The organism is Candidatus Mesenet endosymbiont of Phosphuga atrata (assembly GCF_964020175.1).
Taxonomy (GTDB): Bacteria; Pseudomonadota; Alphaproteobacteria; order Rickettsiales; family Anaplasmataceae; genus Mesenet.
The window spans coordinates 157,156-176,085 of record NZ_OZ026541.1 but is presented as its reverse complement, the minus strand read 5'-3'; the positions used below and the strand labels follow the sequence as shown (position 1 = coordinate 176,085).

Annotated in this window: 19 protein-coding genes and 1 tRNA gene; 5 read left to right on the top strand and 15 right to left on the bottom strand. The window is 32.3% G+C overall.

From position 1 onward, the window contains the following. Nucleotides 1-117: 117 nt before the first annotated feature. The 3 genes from argF to AACL09_RS00795 all read left to right on the top strand — a co-directional run bounded on the left by argF (nt 118) and on the right by AACL09_RS00795 (nt 3,748). Nucleotides 118-1,020, top strand: coding sequence for an ornithine carbamoyltransferase (gene argF, locus AACL09_RS00805; RefSeq protein WP_339048115.1), 903 nt, complete (start codon nt 118-120; stop codon nt 1,018-1,020). Continuing rightward, nucleotides 999-2,108 (top strand): DNA replication/repair protein RecF, encoded by a 1,110-nt coding sequence (gene recF / locus AACL09_RS00800; RefSeq protein ID WP_339048113.1) that lies wholly within the window; start codon nt 999-1,001, stop codon nt 2,106-2,108. The genes argF and recF overlap by 22 nt, the downstream gene beginning before the upstream one ends. 107 nt (nt 2,109-2,215) lie before the next feature. Then, nucleotides 2,216-3,748 carry an HlyD family type I secretion periplasmic adaptor subunit gene (locus tag AACL09_RS00795; protein WP_339048111.1) on the top strand — a complete coding sequence of 511 codons (1,533 nt, stop codon included), beginning with the start codon at nt 2,216-2,218 and terminating at the stop codon, nt 3,746-3,748. Nucleotides 3,749-4,022: 274 nt separating this feature from the next. Here AACL09_RS00795 and AACL09_RS06320 read toward each other — a convergent pair whose 3' ends face one another. After that, on the bottom strand, nt 4,023-4,139 hold the full coding sequence (locus AACL09_RS06320) for an ankyrin repeat domain-containing protein (protein ID WP_410519818.1): 117 nt from the start codon (nt 4,137-4,139) through the stop codon (nt 4,023-4,025). A gap of 344 nt (nt 4,140-4,483) precedes the next feature. On the opposite strand from AACL09_RS06320, the gene AACL09_RS00790 reads away from it, so the two are divergent. Together AACL09_RS00790 and AACL09_RS00785 are read left to right on the top strand one after the other, a co-directional pair. After that, a tRNA-Val gene (locus AACL09_RS00790) sits at nt 4,484-4,559 on the top strand. A gap of 404 nt (nt 4,560-4,963) precedes the next feature. Then, on the top strand, nt 4,964-6,499 hold the full coding sequence (locus tag AACL09_RS00785) for an ankyrin repeat domain-containing protein (RefSeq protein WP_339048109.1): 1,536 nt from the start codon (nt 4,964-4,966) through the stop codon (nt 6,497-6,499). Nucleotides 6,500-6,658: 159 nt separating this feature from the next. Here the strand turns inward: AACL09_RS00785 and AACL09_RS00780 are convergent, their stop codons facing one another. From AACL09_RS00780 to AACL09_RS00720, 14 genes are all read right to left on the bottom strand, one after another. Further along, nucleotides 6,659-7,915 (bottom strand): hypothetical protein, encoded by a 1,257-nt coding sequence (locus AACL09_RS00780; protein WP_339048107.1) that lies wholly within the window; start codon nt 7,913-7,915, stop codon nt 6,659-6,661. Beyond that, nucleotides 7,881-8,849 (bottom strand): ankyrin repeat domain-containing protein, encoded by a 969-nt coding sequence (locus AACL09_RS00775; protein WP_339048105.1) that lies wholly within the window; start codon nt 8,847-8,849, stop codon nt 7,881-7,883. Before AACL09_RS00775 ends, AACL09_RS00780 begins: the two co-directional genes overlap by 35 nt. Nucleotides 8,850-8,933: 84 nt before the next feature. Then, nucleotides 8,934-9,470 carry a hypothetical protein gene (locus AACL09_RS00770; protein WP_339048102.1) on the bottom strand — a complete coding sequence of 179 codons (537 nt, stop codon included), beginning with the start codon at nt 9,468-9,470 and terminating at the stop codon, nt 8,934-8,936. A gap of 106 nt (nt 9,471-9,576) precedes the next feature. After that, nucleotides 9,577-10,173 (bottom strand): hypothetical protein, encoded by a 597-nt coding sequence (locus AACL09_RS00765; protein ID WP_339048100.1) that lies wholly within the window; start codon nt 10,171-10,173, stop codon nt 9,577-9,579. Nucleotides 10,174-10,251: 78 nt separating this feature from the next. Beyond that, nucleotides 10,252-11,883, bottom strand: coding sequence for a hypothetical protein (locus AACL09_RS00760; protein ID WP_339048098.1), 1,632 nt, complete (start codon nt 11,881-11,883; stop codon nt 10,252-10,254). A gap of 60 nt (nt 11,884-11,943) precedes the next feature. Next, nucleotides 11,944-12,744, bottom strand: coding sequence for an exodeoxyribonuclease III (gene xth / locus AACL09_RS00755; RefSeq protein WP_339048096.1), 801 nt, complete (start codon nt 12,742-12,744; stop codon nt 11,944-11,946). A gap of 25 nt (nt 12,745-12,769) precedes the next feature. Continuing rightward, nucleotides 12,770-12,934, bottom strand: coding sequence for a JAB domain-containing protein (locus AACL09_RS06315; protein ID WP_410519806.1), 165 nt, complete (start codon nt 12,932-12,934; stop codon nt 12,770-12,772). 17 nt (nt 12,935-12,951) lie between these two features. Then, nucleotides 12,952-13,287 carry a JAB domain-containing protein gene (locus AACL09_RS00750; protein ID WP_339048094.1) on the bottom strand — a complete coding sequence of 112 codons (336 nt, stop codon included), beginning with the start codon at nt 13,285-13,287 and terminating at the stop codon, nt 12,952-12,954. Then, the gene (locus tag AACL09_RS00745; protein ID WP_339048092.1) at nt 13,287-13,448 is read right to left on the bottom strand and encodes a hypothetical protein; all 162 of its coding nucleotides are present in this window, start codon (nt 13,446-13,448) and stop codon (nt 13,287-13,289) included. The genes AACL09_RS00750 and AACL09_RS00745 overlap by 1 nt, the downstream gene beginning before the upstream one ends. Nucleotides 13,449-13,507: 59 nt before the next feature. Next, complete coding sequence (locus AACL09_RS00740; RefSeq protein WP_339048090.1) at nt 13,508-15,079, bottom strand: recombinase family protein; 1,572 nt, start codon at nt 15,077-15,079, stop codon at nt 13,508-13,510. Next, nucleotides 15,063-15,500 carry a DUF2924 domain-containing protein gene (locus AACL09_RS00735; protein WP_339048088.1) on the bottom strand — a complete coding sequence of 146 codons (438 nt, stop codon included), beginning with the start codon at nt 15,498-15,500 and terminating at the stop codon, nt 15,063-15,065. Before AACL09_RS00735 ends, AACL09_RS00740 begins: the two co-directional genes overlap by 17 nt. Before the next feature lie 156 nt (nt 15,501-15,656). Beyond that, nucleotides 15,657-16,826 carry a phage tail protein gene (locus tag AACL09_RS00730; RefSeq protein WP_339048087.1) on the bottom strand — a complete coding sequence of 390 codons (1,170 nt, stop codon included), beginning with the start codon at nt 16,824-16,826 and terminating at the stop codon, nt 15,657-15,659. A gap of 97 nt (nt 16,827-16,923) precedes the next feature. Then, on the bottom strand, nt 16,924-17,721 hold the full coding sequence (locus AACL09_RS00725; RefSeq protein WP_339048085.1) for a baseplate J/gp47 family protein: 798 nt from the start codon (nt 17,719-17,721) through the stop codon (nt 16,924-16,926). Nucleotides 17,722-17,780: 59 nt separating this feature from the next. Continuing rightward, on the bottom strand, nt 17,781-18,887 hold the full coding sequence (locus AACL09_RS00720; protein ID WP_339048083.1) for a hypothetical protein: 1,107 nt from the start codon (nt 18,885-18,887) through the stop codon (nt 17,781-17,783). Nucleotides 18,888-18,930 lie beyond the last annotated feature (43 nt).

Genomic DNA, 18,930 nt, shown 5'->3' with positions numbered 1-18,930 from the left:
TTATTGTATGACTTTTTCTCAGCTTCACAAAAAGCAAAAGCGTAAAAACTATTTTTTACTTGTGATTTTAATAGTATTGGTTACATTATTTTTTTTCATTTCTATCGTAAAGATGTAATGTTAAATAGCTTTATAGATCTTAATTTACACAAGAAAGAAGATCTAAGATATATATTGAGTAGTGCAGTTGCAATTAAGAAAAATCCTGAAAAATACAAAAACTCCCTAACTGGCAAACAACTTGCTATGATCTTTGAAAAACCTTCAACACGCACTAGAGTTTCGTTTGAAGTAGGAATTAATCAACTTGGTGGAGATTCGATAGTTTTGCATAGTAATAATATGCAGTTAAGTCGTGGTGAAAGTGTCTACGATACAGCTAAAGTACTTTCTAGATATGTTGATATTATAGCAATCAGGTGTTATCAACATTCTTTTTTGGAGGAATTAGATAAATACTCTGAGGTGCCTGTAATAAATGGTTTAACTGACTATAGTCATCCCTGTCAGATTATGGCTGATATTATGACTTTTGAAGAAAAAAAATGTTCTATTGAAAATAGCATAGTACTTTGGATTGGAGATTGTAATAATGTTTTAACTTCATGGATACACGCTGCTGCTATTTTAGGTTTTAAACTTAGGGTATCTTCTCCGAAGGAAGCCATACTTGACTATCAGCCGTTAACTTGGGCCCAAGAACGAAATAGTAATATTTCTTGGTATGAAGATCCAAAAGAAGCGGTACCTAACGTAGATTTAATTGTTACTGATAGTTGGGTCTCTATGGGTAACGAAAGTAATGAAGACTATGCAAGATTTTCCAATTACCAAGTAAATAAAGAATTAGTATCCTTAGCTAAGAAGAATTTTGTTTTTCTACATTGTCTTCCTGCTTATAGGGGAAAAGAGGTAACAGCTGAAGTTATGGAAGGCCCAAATTCACTTGTATTTGATGAAGCAGAAAATAGACTTCATGTGCAAAAAGCAATAATGTTATGGTGCTTAAAACTTCTCTAGCTTGCTGTGTAAAGAGTTTAAAATTATATAATTTTCGTAACTATCTAAACTCTGAATTGAACTGTGATGGACGCTCTGTTGTAATTGTTGGTAACAATGGTGTAGGTAAAACTAATATACTTGAAGCTGTATCTCTTTTATCAAAAGGCAAAGGAATAAGAAGTGCGAATGCTAGCGAAATGCGTAACAGTAGCACAAATATAGATTGGGTAGCTCATTACGATTTTTTTGATGGTAATAACTTAAATTCCATTGGAATTGCTAGCAAACAAGAGAGAAAATTGATAAGTATAAATGGAAAAATGCAATCAAACTATTCTCTTCTGAGTGAGTTATCGGATGTGATATGGTTTGCTCCGCAAATGGACTATATCCTTCTTAAAGGTCCTGGCACACGATTAAAGTTTTTCGATAGAATAGTTTCTACATTCAAAGAAAAATATGCATTGTATTTTATAAAATACAAACGAGCCAAAAGTGAAAGGAGTAGATTACTTAAAGAAAATATATTAGATGATAGTTGGCTTACTGGTTTAGAGGATATAATGGCTAGCTGTGGCACTCACATTTCACTGATGAGGTTTTCTGTTTTACAGATGCTACAAGAAACAATCAATCAAGATTTATCTACCTCCTTACCAAAGGCAGCTTTACAATTAACCACTCAACTACCTAAGGAAAAAGATTTTGACGAAATTGTATCCCATTATAAAAATTGCCTAAGACAAAATAGAGGAAAGGACTCGTTATATAACCGCGTTAGTTTTGGTGTGCACAATGATAATTTTCAGATTTTTCACCAGCAAAAACAACTAGCATCTAACTTATGCTCCACTGGAGAACAAAAGTTATTATTACTCTCAACAGTAATGGCAAGTGTAAAAGCTAGGCATACATCTCCTATCCTTTTACTTGATGATGTTATGTCTCATTTGGATAAGCGGTACAGAGAAGCAATATTAGAAGAGATATTAAATATAGGTTGTCAAACTTGGGTAAGTGATGTAAACGATCAAAACTTTTTGGGACACAAAGAATCCTTTAAATTTTTTACTGTAAAAGATGACCGGATTCTAAATTATGATTAAAATATATTTAATTTTGCTATTTAGACAGTATATTTTCTAATTTTAGACCATAGCTTTTTTGTAATCGTATGTTACACTTCCTTTGATTTTCTAATATTATAAAATATATGCTCCGAAAATTTAAAAAGTATTTAGGTGGGGTTTTTGCTAATGCTGAACTTTCAGTTCCCAGCCTACTCGGCCATGGATCCTTTGAAGTAAAAAACAATTCAAATAAAAAATATCCCAAATTTCTTGAAAAATCATTTCTACTTGTTGATGCAATAATAAATTTTATTCTAAAGCGAGAAGGCAATAATAAGACAAATGAAGTATTGAATGTAACTTGGGGACCATTAGTTACAGGTTCTATAATTATGCTAATATTTTTTGGAATAGGTGGGCTTTGGTCTTTTACTGCAAAACTTGAAGGAGCTGTAATAGCCCCAGGAGAGGTTGTTTTGTTCTCTCATAAAAAAACCATTCAGCACTTAGAAGGTGGAATAATAGATAAAATACTTGTGCAGGAAGGTCAATCAGTTAAAAAGGGTGACTCTTTAATATATTTTAGTGATATTTCTGCAAAAGCGAACTTAGGTATAATAAGAGAAAAGCTTTTAAATTCGTTGGTTACAGAAGCAAGACTGCTTGCTATACGTGATAATTTAGATAATATAAGTTTTCCAGACGAAATTGCTACCTTATCAGATAAAGAAGCTGTATATAAAATTGTGAATGCTCAAGAAAAACTATTTAATTCCTACAGAAAAACCATACTTGGGCAGATTGATATACTGGATCAGAGGATAAAGCAACTACATAATGAACTGGAAGGTTTATCTTCACAACTAGATGCAGCAAATAAACAGTATGGATTTATAAAAGAGGAGTTAGAAGCAAAAAGAAAATTGCTTGATAGCGGTCACATTAGTAAGCCTTTCATTCTTGCATTGGAAAAACAATTTGCTGAAGCCGAAGGTAGAATTGGTCAATATAATGCTTTGATATCACAAGTTCATCAGAAGGTAGGTGAAAATGAACTTGAAATTATGAACATAAAAAACAAAATTCAGGATAATGCTCATGCTGAATTAAAAGAAGTCAATACTATTATTTCTGATTTAAGAGAAAGATTGATGATGGTAGAAGATATATTAAAGCGTACAGTAATTCGTGCACCAGAAGATGGTACAGTTACTGGTTTAAAATATCATACTGAAGGGGGAGTGGTGCCACCAGGTGCACCAATTATGGATATAGTTCCGATGGATGATGAATTAATTGTAGACTCTAAAATCCAGACAAGGAATATAGAAGAGATACTTTCTGCACAAAGAAAAGGTGATCATACAGTAAATGTAGATGGTGTGCAGGGACTAGAAGTAAAAGTACGTTTAAGTGCTTATAGTAGCCGCCGTGTTGGCTTAATTAAAGGTGTAGTCAGCCAAGTTTCCGCTGATGCTTTAAGCGAACCAAATGGTTTTCGTTATTATTTAGTACGTGTTGCAATACCTAAAAAAGAACTATCGCAACTTAAAAATGTTTATTTATATCCAGGTATGCCAGCTGAAGTTTATATTATAACCCAGTCTCGTACACCTTTTTCATATTTAGCAACGCCAATAATGACATCTTTTGAAAAGGCTTTGAAGGAAAGATAAGTTTTATGTAAAGGAAAAATAATTCCATTAGTTTACTTTATAATAACTTAAAATAGAGGGCTAAAAATATTTTAGCTGTTTTAAAGAAATACCTAAAACTTTTTTGCTGACTTATTTTGTTATAAATTCAAAAACTGTTAGATAGCTAATATCATCTCATCTAGAATTTAATTCTGCCAAAAGCTCATTGAAAAATCGGCTTGAACCGAATATAATTTACAGTTACAAAATTTAATTAATTAATTTTTTAATTTCCTAATGTGTATAAAGTAATTTAATTATTTTTCTGCTCTTTTACATCATGTCCTAAAAGAAATTCTACAATTTCTTTAAACCCTTCTTTAACAGCAATGTGTAAAGGTACGTTCCACTCCTCATCTCTAGCATTAATTTTCTCTACACTTTTATATTTACTAAATAAAGATTCAGATTTTTTACCACTTGCTTAACCACAGCTCTCTCTTTTCATTTAGCTATAAGCATTTTATTCAACGATGCTATATTTTGATATACAAAATTTTTTATAACAGGTAACTTCGCTATTAACAATTATATTCTAGAAAAATTTTATGCACCACTTTTATGCTAAAAATAGCTTAATTTTCTCTCCACTTTCCTAGTAAAGTCATCATTCTTCTTTTATATTACCTTTTCTCCTCTTTTCCAGATAAAGTTAGTGCATTCTATCATTTTTTCTTTTATTATATTTACAATAAACTTATACTTCAAGATTAAGGGCGGTTAGCTCAGTTGGTAGAGCATCTGGTTTACACCCAGGAGGTCGGCAGTTCGAGCCTGTCATCGCCCACCATAGCAACCTGTACGAACTTTTCTCTATTCTAATTTTAGCATAATCTTAAACCTGCCACAATAGCCTGTTTTACCTCACGTACATGTATGCCTTGATGCTCAATTATACTATAAAATAACCACATATTTCACTTTCCATAATGCAACAGTTCCAGCTCTTTTTCTCTAAAACGTAGGTCCTTTTTTACAGTTTTGAGAGTAAAGTAAATAATTGAATTATAGTTGATGCTAGTGAGTATTATACTTTTCTAAATTTATCAATTTGTTTAGCTATATGTTGCTAAGAGTACAAAATGTTAGTGATTTTTAGAAATTAAATGATTTATCTTGTCAAATAATAATAAATTAATATATTAAATTAATCATATTAATAAAGATTTGAGCAGTTACAATAGGGGGAAGTAGATGCAAGGTTCTGGTAAAAAAATATTACAGGCTATAGCACAAAACTCGCAGCAACCAGTAGAACAACAATTTAGTAGTGAAATAGTACTAGAACAACAAAAAAATAATAAATCAAAAAGTAGGAGAAATAAGGAAAATATTGAAAATCATTCTCCTAACCACAATCATAAAACTGTTAGTACTAAAAAGAAAATAAGGAGTCCTCTTTATAAGGAGAAGCATAATCAAAAAACTTTTTCCAATTATGTAATGGATCTTGTTCTTCGATATTTAAAGGAAACATTAAATCCTGAATATGACAAGATATGGGTTATACTTGAAGGAATAGTGCTAGCTAAAAATGAAGAGCTTATAAAAACAGTACTGAACTTGATTAAGGAATCTGAGGAGAATAAGAAAATTAGTGTTGAACCAAATACTAATTTAGCACTATTACATTTTGCCATTCGATTTAATTCTTTGGAATTGGTAAAAGCTCTTCTTAGCTATGGCTTTGATGTTAACGTCAAGGATAATCTTGATCTTACACCATTGCATTACGCTGTTAATGATAGTAATTTACGTGCAGTTGAATTTCTTATTAGCAAAGGTGCAGATTTTAGTGCTCAAGATAAAAACGGAAAAACACCTTTACAGTTAGCAAGAGAGTTAGAAATCAAACGTGATTACTCTCTTTACGAAAGAAAGGAAATAATAGCTTTGCTTGCAAATGCACATAGTAACAAACAATATGAACAAAAACCTTTAACTATAATAGACATAGGCCAATCTAGTAGGAAAAAATCTGAAAATAATAAGTTAGAGTATGATACTATTTCTTCTGGTAAATATGATAAACTGCAAAATTTGCAATTTAAATCTCAATATGCCATAGATCTTGTAGCTTCCTACATGAATAAATCAGCAGATATTATTGATAAATCAGAAAATATTGAAGTATCTTATAATAGCGAAACGCAATTACCACAAATACAAGATAATGAATTATCGGATATTCATAGTACTAAGGCACAATTACTACAGAAAATAAATGATTTGATAGAAACCTACCTTATTGAGGCAAAGCGCTTGCAAGATGAAATAGTTGATAATAGAGTACTTAATCGACTTGCAATAGAAGATATTAGTTTCGTATCAACTACAGATTCTGAATTGCAAATAACTGATGTAAGCAGCTCCACCATCGATGATGATTCCCAAGTTATGGATAGCAAAATAGTGAACAATAATCAGCCACAGGTAGCCAGTTCAATGAAGAAAGCTATATATGCCACCATGATAGCTTCTCCATTTACAGCAGTAGGGATTTACGCTGCAGTAGCTTTATCAGCTGGTATAGTAAAGTTTAATCCTATCGTTGCTGCTGGTATTTTTGTTGGTGTAGCAGTTGCTGCAATTGCATGTTTTGCGATAATGAAAGTTTGTGAAAAAACTGGCAAAGAAAAAGGTGAGAATTCAAGTGTAAGTTCATACGTTACTTTTGAAAATGAGCTTATTCCTGAATATGTTAAAAGTGGTGGAGCAACAGTTTCTTGATTTAATACATATAAATTAATTAGGAATATAGTTTAAGTTATTAAATTTATAAAAATTATCAATTCCTTTAAATTGTCAAAACTGCTACCCCTCATTACACTACCTTTTCTTGAATTTAGAGTTCACATCATACTTTTAGGCTTGCTCATAGATAAAACTCTAAATACTACTTTCAAGTAATGGCTTATTTTGTTGATCAGTCTCAACATCGCTAAGTGCTGTATTTACTTTATATGAACAGTAAAGCCCTGCTACAAGAAAAGTTGATGCAGCTATAGCAAGTGTGATACATGCTGCTAAGTAAGGTATTGTTAAACTTACACCGGTAGTACATACTCCAAACAATATAAAAGAAGCAGAGGTATAATTTACTTTGCCTTTTATTCCTTGAGTATTTACTATTGAGGCTTCTTTGTTTTTCAGCTCTTTATTTTCATTTTGAAGTGCCTTAAGCTGTTGCTGGGCATCATCACGCTCATGTTCTAGCTGTAAAATCTTTTGATTTACATCATCTAACTTTTTACTTACATTTTCAAATTCATCAGTTTTTTTGGTTAATTCTTGCTGCAGCCTTTCAAGTTGAACTTTTGCACTATTTGTTCTACCTTTGAGTTCAATTACTTCGCTAGTCTTCATATCTAAATCTTGTTGCAATTTTGCAAACTGAGCTTTTGTGCCTTCAAGTTCGTTAATTTTTTCAGTCAAGTTTTGCTGTGTATTATCCAATTTTTGCTTCAATTCTTCTTTTTCTTCATACAACTGGGTACGTATGTCTTCAAACTTTTCTGGCATTGTATTCAAATCGTTAGTTGTACTTTTAAGTTCTTCCAGCTCTTGAATTCTGTTTTCTTGAACTTTAATTTCTAGCTCTTTGTTTTTGCTTTCAAATTCTTGCAGCTTTGTTTGCAGTTCATTATTTTCACTTTCATATTTTTGTAGTTGTTGCTGCATATCCTTTAGCCCACCCTGTAATTGAGTATTTTCTTGGGTGATTCGATTATCACTATCAATAGAGTTATCTCTTACATTTTCTAATTGACGTTTTGCTTTTACAAGTTTGCTGTTTTCTTCTGCTAAATTATCGACATCCTTTTGCAAATATTTTATCTGTTCTTTCTTTTCTTCAAGTTCACTTTTTAATCTTTCAACTTCTTCAACTTCCTTATTAGGCTGACTTTTTTTATTAGATAATAGGCTATTTTCCTTTGCCAAATGTTCTATCTTTTTATCCTTTTCTGAAAGTACAATCTCATTTTCCTTAGCTTCTTTTTTAAGCTGTCTATTCTCTTCCTGCATGCATGACATAATATTTTTCATACTTTCCATGTCTGCAAGTTCCTCTTGTAGCTGTGTAATTTTATGTTCTAGCTCATTTTTACTTTTAATATGACTCAGATAAATTAGGTGAATCTGCATTTAATGTTCTTTTGAATCGGCTTGTAAAGCTTATAAAAGATCCAGAAAGGCTGGATTTTGGTGATCCTAAAATTGCTGAAGTGCTGTGTTCAGACATCTCAGAAATACTAGATTTAGGTGAGATTGTATCTAACATTCTCAGTTGAGATGCTTCTGGAATACTAGGTCCAGGTGAGTGTAAGCTAGAAAGTATATTGTGCTTAGATTCTGGTAGATCCATAACAATTAATGGTGACTGTTTTATTTTCTCTGGAGCCGCAAATTCAATAGATGTTTGTTCATGTGTAACTTTTAAAGTTGGATTAGCTCCGTAAGTTAATAATAGTATTTTTATATCTGTGAAATTTTGATGCACTGCCAACATTAATGGGGTATTTTTTTTGTTATCTTCTTGGTTAATATCGGTGTGTTCATACTTTATTAAAAGATCTACTATATTTATCCGATTGTTCCATACCGCTATATGTAGTGACGCATGTCCAAAAATATCTTTCGCATTAGCACTACCTTCCGTAAGCAATATTTTTACTATATTTAAGTTACGTCTTTCTTTGATAGCTATATGAATTGGAAGAACATCTTTACTGTAAGTGGTAGGATTTGCACCATATCTTATTAATGTTTTGATTATGGTTAATCGTTCATTTTGCAACATTTTCCCAACAGAACCATCTTTTAGCACTATTTTACTCAATATTGTGTATCCAGAATCATCCTTTACTTGAAGATCTGCTCCAAGCTCAGCTAGCTTTTTAACCATTGACAGATTATTACACAAAGCAGCCAAAAAAACAGGTGTTTGCCCCAAACTATCTTGTATATTGATGTCTATGCCAAAACCTAATACTCTAATTACTTCCTCTATATTACCATCACACACTGCTTTAAAAAGCTGTCTTTTTGATACCTCTAATGTTTCTTTTGAACCAATCACTTTTCCCCCCAACAACAAAACTACCCTGCTGCAGATCAACAATCCATATCTACTTCCGATACATAGCTTGTTCCTGTTTTAAACTTAAGTTTTATCTATAGAACTTCCACAGAATAACTTTTTCACACTATAAACCTTTTCCACAAAGGAAGATGGTATCTTTCTCTTTCTTTCAGCACTGCTTAATTGTTCTGCGGTTTCTACTAGTTGTATGGGCACATTACCATTTCTTTCAAAACTTCCATCTTTTATAGCTTGTAAAACATTCTTTCCGCCTAAAAAGAAGATTTTATTAATGATACTTTTGTCTTGGAGTTTATCGATTTTATCTTGACTTTCCTTGTCAAGCTTTACCTTAATCTTATTATTATCTGCTGTATCAGGATACAAATAGATTTTAATATTCCCTATTTCAGTAGGAACAGAAATCATTATACTGTTGCCAACCACATCAACATAATTTCTTTTTCTTCCTACTTTTTCAACTCTTACTATATTATCACCAATCTTTAATACACTTTCTTTTGCTCTTAAATCTCTACTTATTTTATTGTTTGTAATTTTTGCAACCTGAACGATGCAATCTTTTGGATATTTTATAAAAATAGAAGTATTATCCATTTCTACTTCTAAATCTTCAGCGTGTTTATTGTCTCCTATTACACTTTCGCATACTACCTTTTTAAGCTCATTTTTAATTCTTGCACATTCTTCGAGAATAGGCCCATCATTCCAGTAATAACTTACTTACAGTACTAATTAAAATATCTATACAATCAGTATCTGTAAGCTCATTTAATGCATCTTCTCCAGTTGATGAATCTATACGTGATATGGTAGTTGGTGTTATTTCTATTACTCTATCAGCAATCTTAATCAGTTCCTCAAATATTAAGTTCGATACGGTATGTTCATAATCTTTTTTAAGTAAATTAAGCTTTATTCCTTTCTTTAAATACTCATCCACTAAGCAGTCTAACCTTTTTAATGCAACTTCCGTACAATTTTCATATTTAGATTCTCTATAATCTTGATAATTTTCTTTAGATATTACTGCCATCTTTTCATAAAACTCATCAATCAAGTCTCTCCCGCTCAATGATAAATATGGAGCAAGTAAATCTTCTATAGTAGGAGGACTATCATCTATATTATTCGTAACGTAAGATTTATCTAAATCATCATTCCAATCATAACTCAAATCAGAGTCTTCATTTTGTTTTTGTGATACTTGATTTTGCAACGCTGCATTATCCTTAGCAGGATTAGAACATTTTAAATACTCTGTATATTGTTTTGCATCAGCTTTAATAAATCCGTACATAACACCCCCTTAAAGTTTTACTTTCACAGTATAATCTAATATGCTCAAATTAATATAACTTTTATTATTAATATTGTATTAACCACCAAAAAGATATTTCTGAAATTGGGTGCATTGATCTTTCAAGTTACTAAAAACATTACTAACTGAAGCTTGTTCTAAAAGAGTAGGTGTGCTAGCTGGGGTAGATGGTTTATAAGACTCATGTTTAGTGAACTCTTTGTCCTGGATAGCTTCTAGTACTTTTTTTCCCCCTAAGAAGCAGTTTTTGCCTAAGCTTGATTTGTCCTTTAATTTATCAAATTTCTTCTGATTCTCTTCATCAAGCTCTACTCTTATTTTGCTACTATTTTCTCCATCAGAGTATAAAAGAATGCTGATTTTCTCAGTTTTACCTTCTACTTCTGCAGTAAAAGACATCTTAATCATGCCTTGTGGAACATCTGTGTAATTTCTTTGCTTTCCTAATTTTTCAACTCTAATTACACTGCTGCCAATCTGTAGTATGCCAACTTTTAAGTCTAACTTATATTCTGAGTTTAAATCTTCTATAATTTTATTGTTTGTAACCTTTGTCAGTTCAACGACGCTATTCTTTTCATACTTTATGTAAAAATAACCATTATCTATTGCTACTTCAAAATCATCTCTGCTCTTATTCTTATTTATAACACTTTTGTATGCTATACTTCTAAGTTTGCTATCAATCTCCTCACACTTTTCATAAAGACCATCATCAATGCTACGAGTTACATGAGCTAACCTGTCATAGTAGAAATAACTGCGTTTTGCTTTCCCGCCCTTTGTCAGCAAATCTCCTATAATACTGCTAACAATTTCTGCACTACTACCTTTAAATAATTCGTACTCATCATCATAATCTTCATCATAATTAGAAACGTCATAGGGCTTAAACTGCCCATATGCTGTAGTGTTACAGGTTACACGTACAATACCATCAAGAACGTATATTATTTTTTCAAATATAAGATTTGTTACAGTGTGACCATCATAAGATGCATTTAACCTTATCCCTCTCTTCAAATATTCATCGACTAAACACTTAATACGTTTTAAAGCGTTCTCAGTACAATTTATACTAGAGTTATGTATATTCTCTTTACGCTCTTGATCATTTTGTGCCTCTACTTCTTTCATCTTTTGATAAAATTCATGGATCAAATTCTCTTCATTTTCAGTTAATGGTACTTCCAACTTCATCAAAAATGAATCTTCTGGAAGAATATCATCTGAACTATAGCTTAAATCTTCCTCTGAACTCCAATCATTAGAGTCAGAATAAGTTTCTTGCAATACAGATTCAATACATGACCTAGCAGTTTTTTTTGCTTCTATATCATATTCATCTTCTTCATTTTTTAGAGCAAATTGATCATCCTTTTGACCCAAGTTTCGTATTTCTTGTAAAAATCGAATATCATCAAGAGCTTTTGGGCTATATTCACTGCCAGTAACACTAGAATTAATAGATTGCTTATCTTCTTCTTGATATTCCTTCACGTTATGAGGAAAGTGTGGCAAGCCATCATCTGTCCCTATACCACTTTCAGGAGTGAGTTGATTATGTTTTTCTGAATGTTCTGGGATTGAAAGATATCTCTCACTTTCACGAAGCTGCTTTTTTGCTACGTCTTCTTCATCATCTAATTCAATCGGTGATATCTTTATATTAATTGGTGTAATTGGCATACTTCTTGTTTAAACGCACTATACAAATAATAGCATAACTCTGATAAAATTAAGATTATTTTAAAAGGAATAGTTGATGCTTTCTTCTAAAACGCAGACAACTGGAGCATGATCTGAAGCATTATCTTTATCACGCAGCTTATTGTTTATATAGCATTTTTCTAACCTGTCTGTTGCTTCTGGAGATAATAAAATGTGGTCTATTCTCATACCCTTATTCTGTTGCCATGAGCCTTCTCGATAATCCCACCAGCTAAACTCTTTACTTTCTGGATTTGCTATTCTAAATGCATCACAGTAACCTGAATGAAGTATAGCAAAAAGCTTTCCTCGCTCATCTATATTAAAACCTATCTTATCTTCATTGGCATAATCATCATGCACATCTATCTTATTTGGTGCAACATTGTAATCGCCACCTACTATGGTTATTTCCTCTTTTTCAAACAAATCATGTAAACGTTGATATAAGCAATCAAGAAAGTGTAACTTATACTTAAATGCTTCAGAATCAATGCTTTGGCCATTTGGCACGTATACACTTGCAACCCTTAGGTTAAAATCATTGCATTCAATCAAACATTCTAAATAACGTGCTTCTTCATTATCAACAATACTTGTGCTTAAACTATCCTCAATTACTGGATATTTTGATAATATCGCCACACCATTCCTAGCTTTTTCTCCATGCACTACACATTTGTATCCTAATTGCTCTATTTGTTCGTAAGGAAACTGCTCATTTGTACACTTTATTTCTTGTAACATTATAATATCAATCTCATCTCCAGTAACAAAGCTGCAGAGTTGATCGATCCGTTTACGTATAGAATTAACATTCCAAGTGGCAATTTTTAGCATAAATTTAGTACAGTTATATCACTATTTATAATAACCCTTTTTCTTTAAAACTAAAATATCTTTTAGGGGCTACTATTACATGATCCAAAAATTCAATCTCCATATAATGGCACGCTAAAGAAAGTTTTTTTGTAATATCTATATCATTCTGCGAAGGTCTTACATTGCTGCTTAAGTGGTTATGACTCACTATAATTGATGTTGCTCTTAAAGATTTTTTATAATATTTCTAATGTAGAGTGGTGCCTGATCTACTGTTCCATATTTTTGTAGCTCATCAGCAATTATGCGATATTTTTTATTTAAGTATATTACACGAAAATTCATCTTGTCATACATTCCCACACTAACTTTTAAATAATCTATTAGCTTGCTCCAATTACTAACAATGGGCAATGTCTCTATCTCTTCCTGTAATATTCGTTTTAAAATTTCTTTCACGCATAATATAGAAGTTACTACTGCATCATTGACACCTTCTACGCTCTTTAAATCATAAATGTTGGCACTAAAGATCTTAGTAATACTACCTAGCTTACCCATTAACCTGTATACCTAACATTTAGTTGTGCCCTATACAATATAAGCTCCATGATTTCACTGTTTGACATACCTTCACTGCTTGCTATAAAAAACTTTGAGTGTAGATACTGCTGTCTTTCATCTTCAGCAACATCTTGCTTAGTATTTGCATTATTGCTCATTTATATTCTATGTATAAAGATATTAACAATTAGATTTATAGGATAAACTGCAATCACTACTACCCATAGAAAATTTCCTCTTGCTCTGACCATAAAAGAGGTATGCTGTTTTTCTTAAAATCCATTAATCTTAAATGTCGTGGTTGGGTGCCGTTTAAAATATCTTCTTTTATTTTTGGTGCCAGAAAGTTGAGGCGTAGAATGTATTGAGCATACTTTAAACCAATGCTCTCATGATTACATAAATCTTGCAAGGTTGCAAATTCTCCATTATTTAGCTTATGCTTCCATAGATCTGCTCTTACCAATGCTTTAAGCAATGTATCATCCACTTCTTCATCCTTTGTCTTAGGATCTACTATGATAGTTCTTGCTCCACACTTTTTAAACGTTACTGGAATAAAGATTGATTCTTTATCGTTATTACTGGTGCATAGTTTGATGCCATCTGTACATATCCATAGGGTTTTAATCAGCTGACGAATAATCTTATGCTGTTCTATCCAAAACAGATTATGCCAAGTTTCCTCACTTATATTTGACAATTCTTTATGGTAATTAGCTGAATTTTTTAGTATCTGAGGAACATGTGTAATCACTATTTGCTCTATCTCGCCTGCTGGAATGGTACGGTTACTAGATGCACAATTTAGCCCTTGAATATGGCTTCTACAAACATAATAACAATAATTTTTATTCCTTTTCTTAGTATAAGTTGGTTGCATTGCTACTTGGCAGCTATGGCAGCGTATAATCCCCTGAAGTAGAGGAATTGTTGTTACTTTGCTTTTGTTATTCTTAGGAGCATTAAAAGTAGCTTTAACTTTATCCCATAATTTATCATCAATTATTGCCTGATGTTGTCCGGGATACAATTTCCCTTTATAGCTTATATAACCATTATAGATTGGATTTGTGAGAATGCTATGTACTGTGGCCTTTTTAAATGGCAATCCTCCATGAAAGCAACCTGATTTGCTTTGATATCTCTTGGTGCAATGTCCTTGTTTATTTAACTCTCTGGCAACTTTGATCGTAGATTTTAAACCTAAAAAACTTGTAAATATATACCTTACTACTTTAGCTTCATTTTCATTGATAATTAGTTTTCTATCTTCAATATCAAAACCAAGAGGTGGAGGACCTCCCATCCATATGCCCTTTTGCTTTGAGGCAGCAAACTTATCTCTAATTCTTTCTCCTGTAAGCTCTCTTTCATATTGAGCAAAGCTTAGGACTATATTGAGCATCAACCTTCCCATTGAATTTGCAGTGTTAAAAGACTGCGTTACTGATACAAATGTTACTTTATGCTTATCAAACAAATCCACTATTTTAGCAAAATCAAGCAACGATCTTGAAAGTCTATCTATTTTATAAACCACAACACAGTCAATCTTAGCATTCTCGATATCCTTAAAGAGTTCTTGCAAAGCTGGTCTCTCTAAAGTACCGCCAGAATAACCACCATCATCATATCTCTTATCCACAACAATCCATCCTTCATGCTGCTGACTTTGAATATAACTTTCTCCCGCTAAACGTTGAGCATCTAAACTATTGAATGCTTGCTCTAATCCTTCCTCACATGATTTTCTCGTATAGATTGCACATTTAACTTGCTTTGACACTCTTCACCCCAAAAAATACTAAGCCATTCCATCTTGTGCCTGTAATTTTATTAGCTATTGCTGAGAGAGATTTAAAAAACTGTCCTTGATAAGTGAATCCTTTTTTTGTTACAGAAACCTCATGATTTACTCCCTGATACTGACGAATAAGAGTTGTGCCAGCTATAGGGCAATTTATAGTTGAGCTACTTATTTTCTTGCCTTGTTCTAACTGATCACGGAGGTAGTCAAGTTTCTTAGCTGCTTTACTACATAGCCCACCATAAGCTATTTCCTGCAAATGATAAGCAAGACGTTTTATCAAATACTTTCTTGAGTATAGTGGAGCATCAGACTTAAATAACCTCCTCCACATCTCTCTCAGTTCTATTAACGTTTTACTTTCTAGAGACATCACTTCTTTAATTGCAGATGCATCCATTTTCTTCTCCTTAAAAATTAGTTTCTTCAGCGACAGAGAATTTTCTAATGTTTACTGCTATACTCAACAGTAGTCCTTAAGCTAAATTAGAAGTCAAGTTGCTTATGGTAATTAGTAGTACTAAAATAGTATATATTGTAATATTCATATATATACTTAATATCTACAGATAATTGGCCTAACATCGGACCATGGCCTATTTAAATGTTTATGTTGATGCCAGGTAATAACACCAAGATAAAACACTGCAATATAATTTTCTAACTCATGAATTGACTCTGCTTGTTTTGAGTCTAAATCACTCTTAAGATAAACATGATATTCTGCTAAGTTATATCTACTAAGCCTATGATCATGAGTATAACTTGCTTCATAGTGATAACTAACACTGAATCTTTCTAAAATTAGCTTATACTTTAAATTCCATACTTGCTCTGAAAGTTTATCATCTCCCAAAGAAAATCTATCACCTACCTCTTCATGGTAACACAGAGGAAAACAAGCATTTACGTCTTCTAAGTGCCAGCTATCTGACAATACTATTTGTGCTTTAGCAAATTTGATCTGTGGTAATAAAGTTTGTGGCAATGGATATAAAGCTTGAAAATTATGCCACTGATGCTGGCGCCTACAGATACTATGATAATTCTTAGTATGTGGCTCTGTCTCTCCAAGTATTGCTACATCTAAACGATATAAATCATTGCTAAAAACTTGTTCATAATGATCACGTAAACAGTCATCGATAATCTTAACAAGTAGACTTTTAGATTCAAAGTAATTAATCCTACCAAATGACAGAACTGGACCATCTATTGCAATCTTTATCCCTGAGTAATCAGAAAGAAGATCTCCCCATAAGCTTGCATCTAATATAAATCTTTGAGCGTTATAGTGATCATTGTACATCCTCATCAGCCGTGATCTTACTGGTAATGCCAGTTTAGTTAGGGCGATCACTGTATCAATAAAGAAATTATTAGGTACATCTTTAATACCTATTTGCAATTCAAAGAAATGCTCTCCTGGTGGTTCTTCTTCAATGGTAATGGTATCAATGTTTGCCCATTTTAATGCCATTTTAAGTGAAGCTGGTGTTCCTCTTAAACGTTGGAACTCTATTCCTTCTTTAATTGCTTTTCTTTTATCAGCTACCCAGTAAAGAATCTCTTCTAGGCCATATTCATCAACCAGAAACGGTAGTATTTCTTCCTTAAAATTAAACTTAAATCCTCCAATGCAACCTATGTCTAAAGGATAATTGATTGCTTCTACTATCGCTTTTTCTGTCGTCGATGAATTAGGAGGTAATAGAGTAGCTTTCATTTGAATTTGTTGGAATAGATTTTATATTATTGTTTCTATTTGATGAGTAAAAAAGAGATAATAGATACTATCTTGCCTGCTCATAGACGTATACGTTTTAGGGACTATAAACCTTCTCAATCTTAAAATTACCTAAAATAGCACTTTCATTGCCTTTAATTATAATATCTTCTTTTGGCTCTATAAGCTCTATATTCTCTACCCCTTCTGTAAAAAGATGAGCAATTATCCATGATCTGGTTACATTCCAACCCAACCTTTTAGTAGATTCAAACTTTTGTATAAACTGCTTTTTTATGTTTTCAATAGTATCTGATAAAGCATCAATTTTGGCAGAGATATCAACTGGAATGATATTACAACCTACCACTGTTACTGTATCAGTTAAAACTCTTATGTCATCTTTGGTTACTCGTTCTTTGACAATACTTAACAATTCCTCAGAGGGTATTCCTTCCGTAGATAATATAGCAATCTCTACATTACCAGGAACAGGCGATCTAACTAAAGCATCTTTAACTCTAATATCAGCTGATAGGGCATGATAGCGATAATGCTCTTTACTTCCTGCAGCTCCCCAACCAACAATCTTAGCTTTAACTCTTTTTCTTAAATGCTCATCATTCTCTGTGTCTTTACGCTCAACTCCATAAAACTCAGCTAAATGCTCAAGATCCGTATCTGTGGCAAAAGCTAGTAAATTAGCACGAGCTGCCTCATTAATTCTCTGTCTCAGCAAAAGCTCTCTCCAAGCAGCAATTTCTAAAATCTTTATCGCTGGGTCACTTTCAACTAATGCAGAAAAATTAGGATCTTTCTTTACTAATTCCGCCTTCATCCGTGATAAGATCTCTTCAAAATTTAATGGTTCAATTACATTTGGTGTTTTTTCCATTCAATAGACCTCCTTCGCTGCTAATTAAATTTTTTGAAAGGAGGTCTAGCTATTTTTAACTAAAGATTGTACCCACAGTGAGGACAATTTGCTACACTTACACTTTCCATTATAGTAAAAGGCAAGTTAGGTTGCTCGCCATTCTTTGCTTTTACAAAACTCTTAGCACCAGCAATAATCTTGGTTAAACGTGGTTCTTTTTCTAACTCTTGACAGTATTTTTCAAAGATCTCACAACTTTTGTCATCCATATGTACTATTATTGCACCAAAATTTAGGGCATTATTGACCTTGTCATCAGCTTTTATGGAAGATAGGTTCATCTCAAGAACTTCCTCTCCAAAGTTAAAAGTCATTTTTACTCTGCCTTTCATATCATGGTACTGTCCTTTATTTAATCTCAGTACATTTTCTCCTTCTCCTACGCGTAATGCACCATATTCTAAATCTTTAAATTCTGGAGCATTAATAAATTTTGCTGGAGTAATAACACTGCTACTTGGATACTTAACGCAATAAAACCTATGATCCCTTTCTACTATAACATATTCTGTTGCACCACTTTCAATACTTTTACGTGCAGCCTCTTCTAACTCTGATAAGTAATCATTACGTTTTCCCATTTGCGTTTGAAGTTCAGGTATAAAACTACTATACGAATCTACTATTTCTTCACCTACATATGTCCCTGTTGCCACTAAGTGTACAATTTCTTGCGCAAGAGAATCTAGTTTGCTCTTTACATTTTCCCCAAGATTCGAAGTCTGCTTTCTGATTAAAGCTACATTCTTTATAAGATGATCTATTAATGATTCTTCCTTTAATGCTTTTTCCCTTTCTTCATCAGATAACATACCATGCATTAAATTAAAAGGCATACCAAACATAATCTTTTCCTTATGTGCCTTTTCTTTAAGCTCTGACAAACTATCTATTATTTCTTCTGCTGTAAAATTGTTTACAGAATTTTTATATTTTTCTTCCACTTTTTTTATATCGTTTAAAATATTTTGCCGCATGAATCTTTCAATTTTTTTATATATCGTCATGCTCAAATTAAACTCTGTTGTATTCTCAGGACGTTTTATATTTACATATGGACGCTTTTGCTGTTCTTTTAATTCTTCAGTATTTGATACTGTAACTAATTCATAAGATGATAACATCATATCCCCCTTATTAAATATGATAAAATTAGAATATTATAGA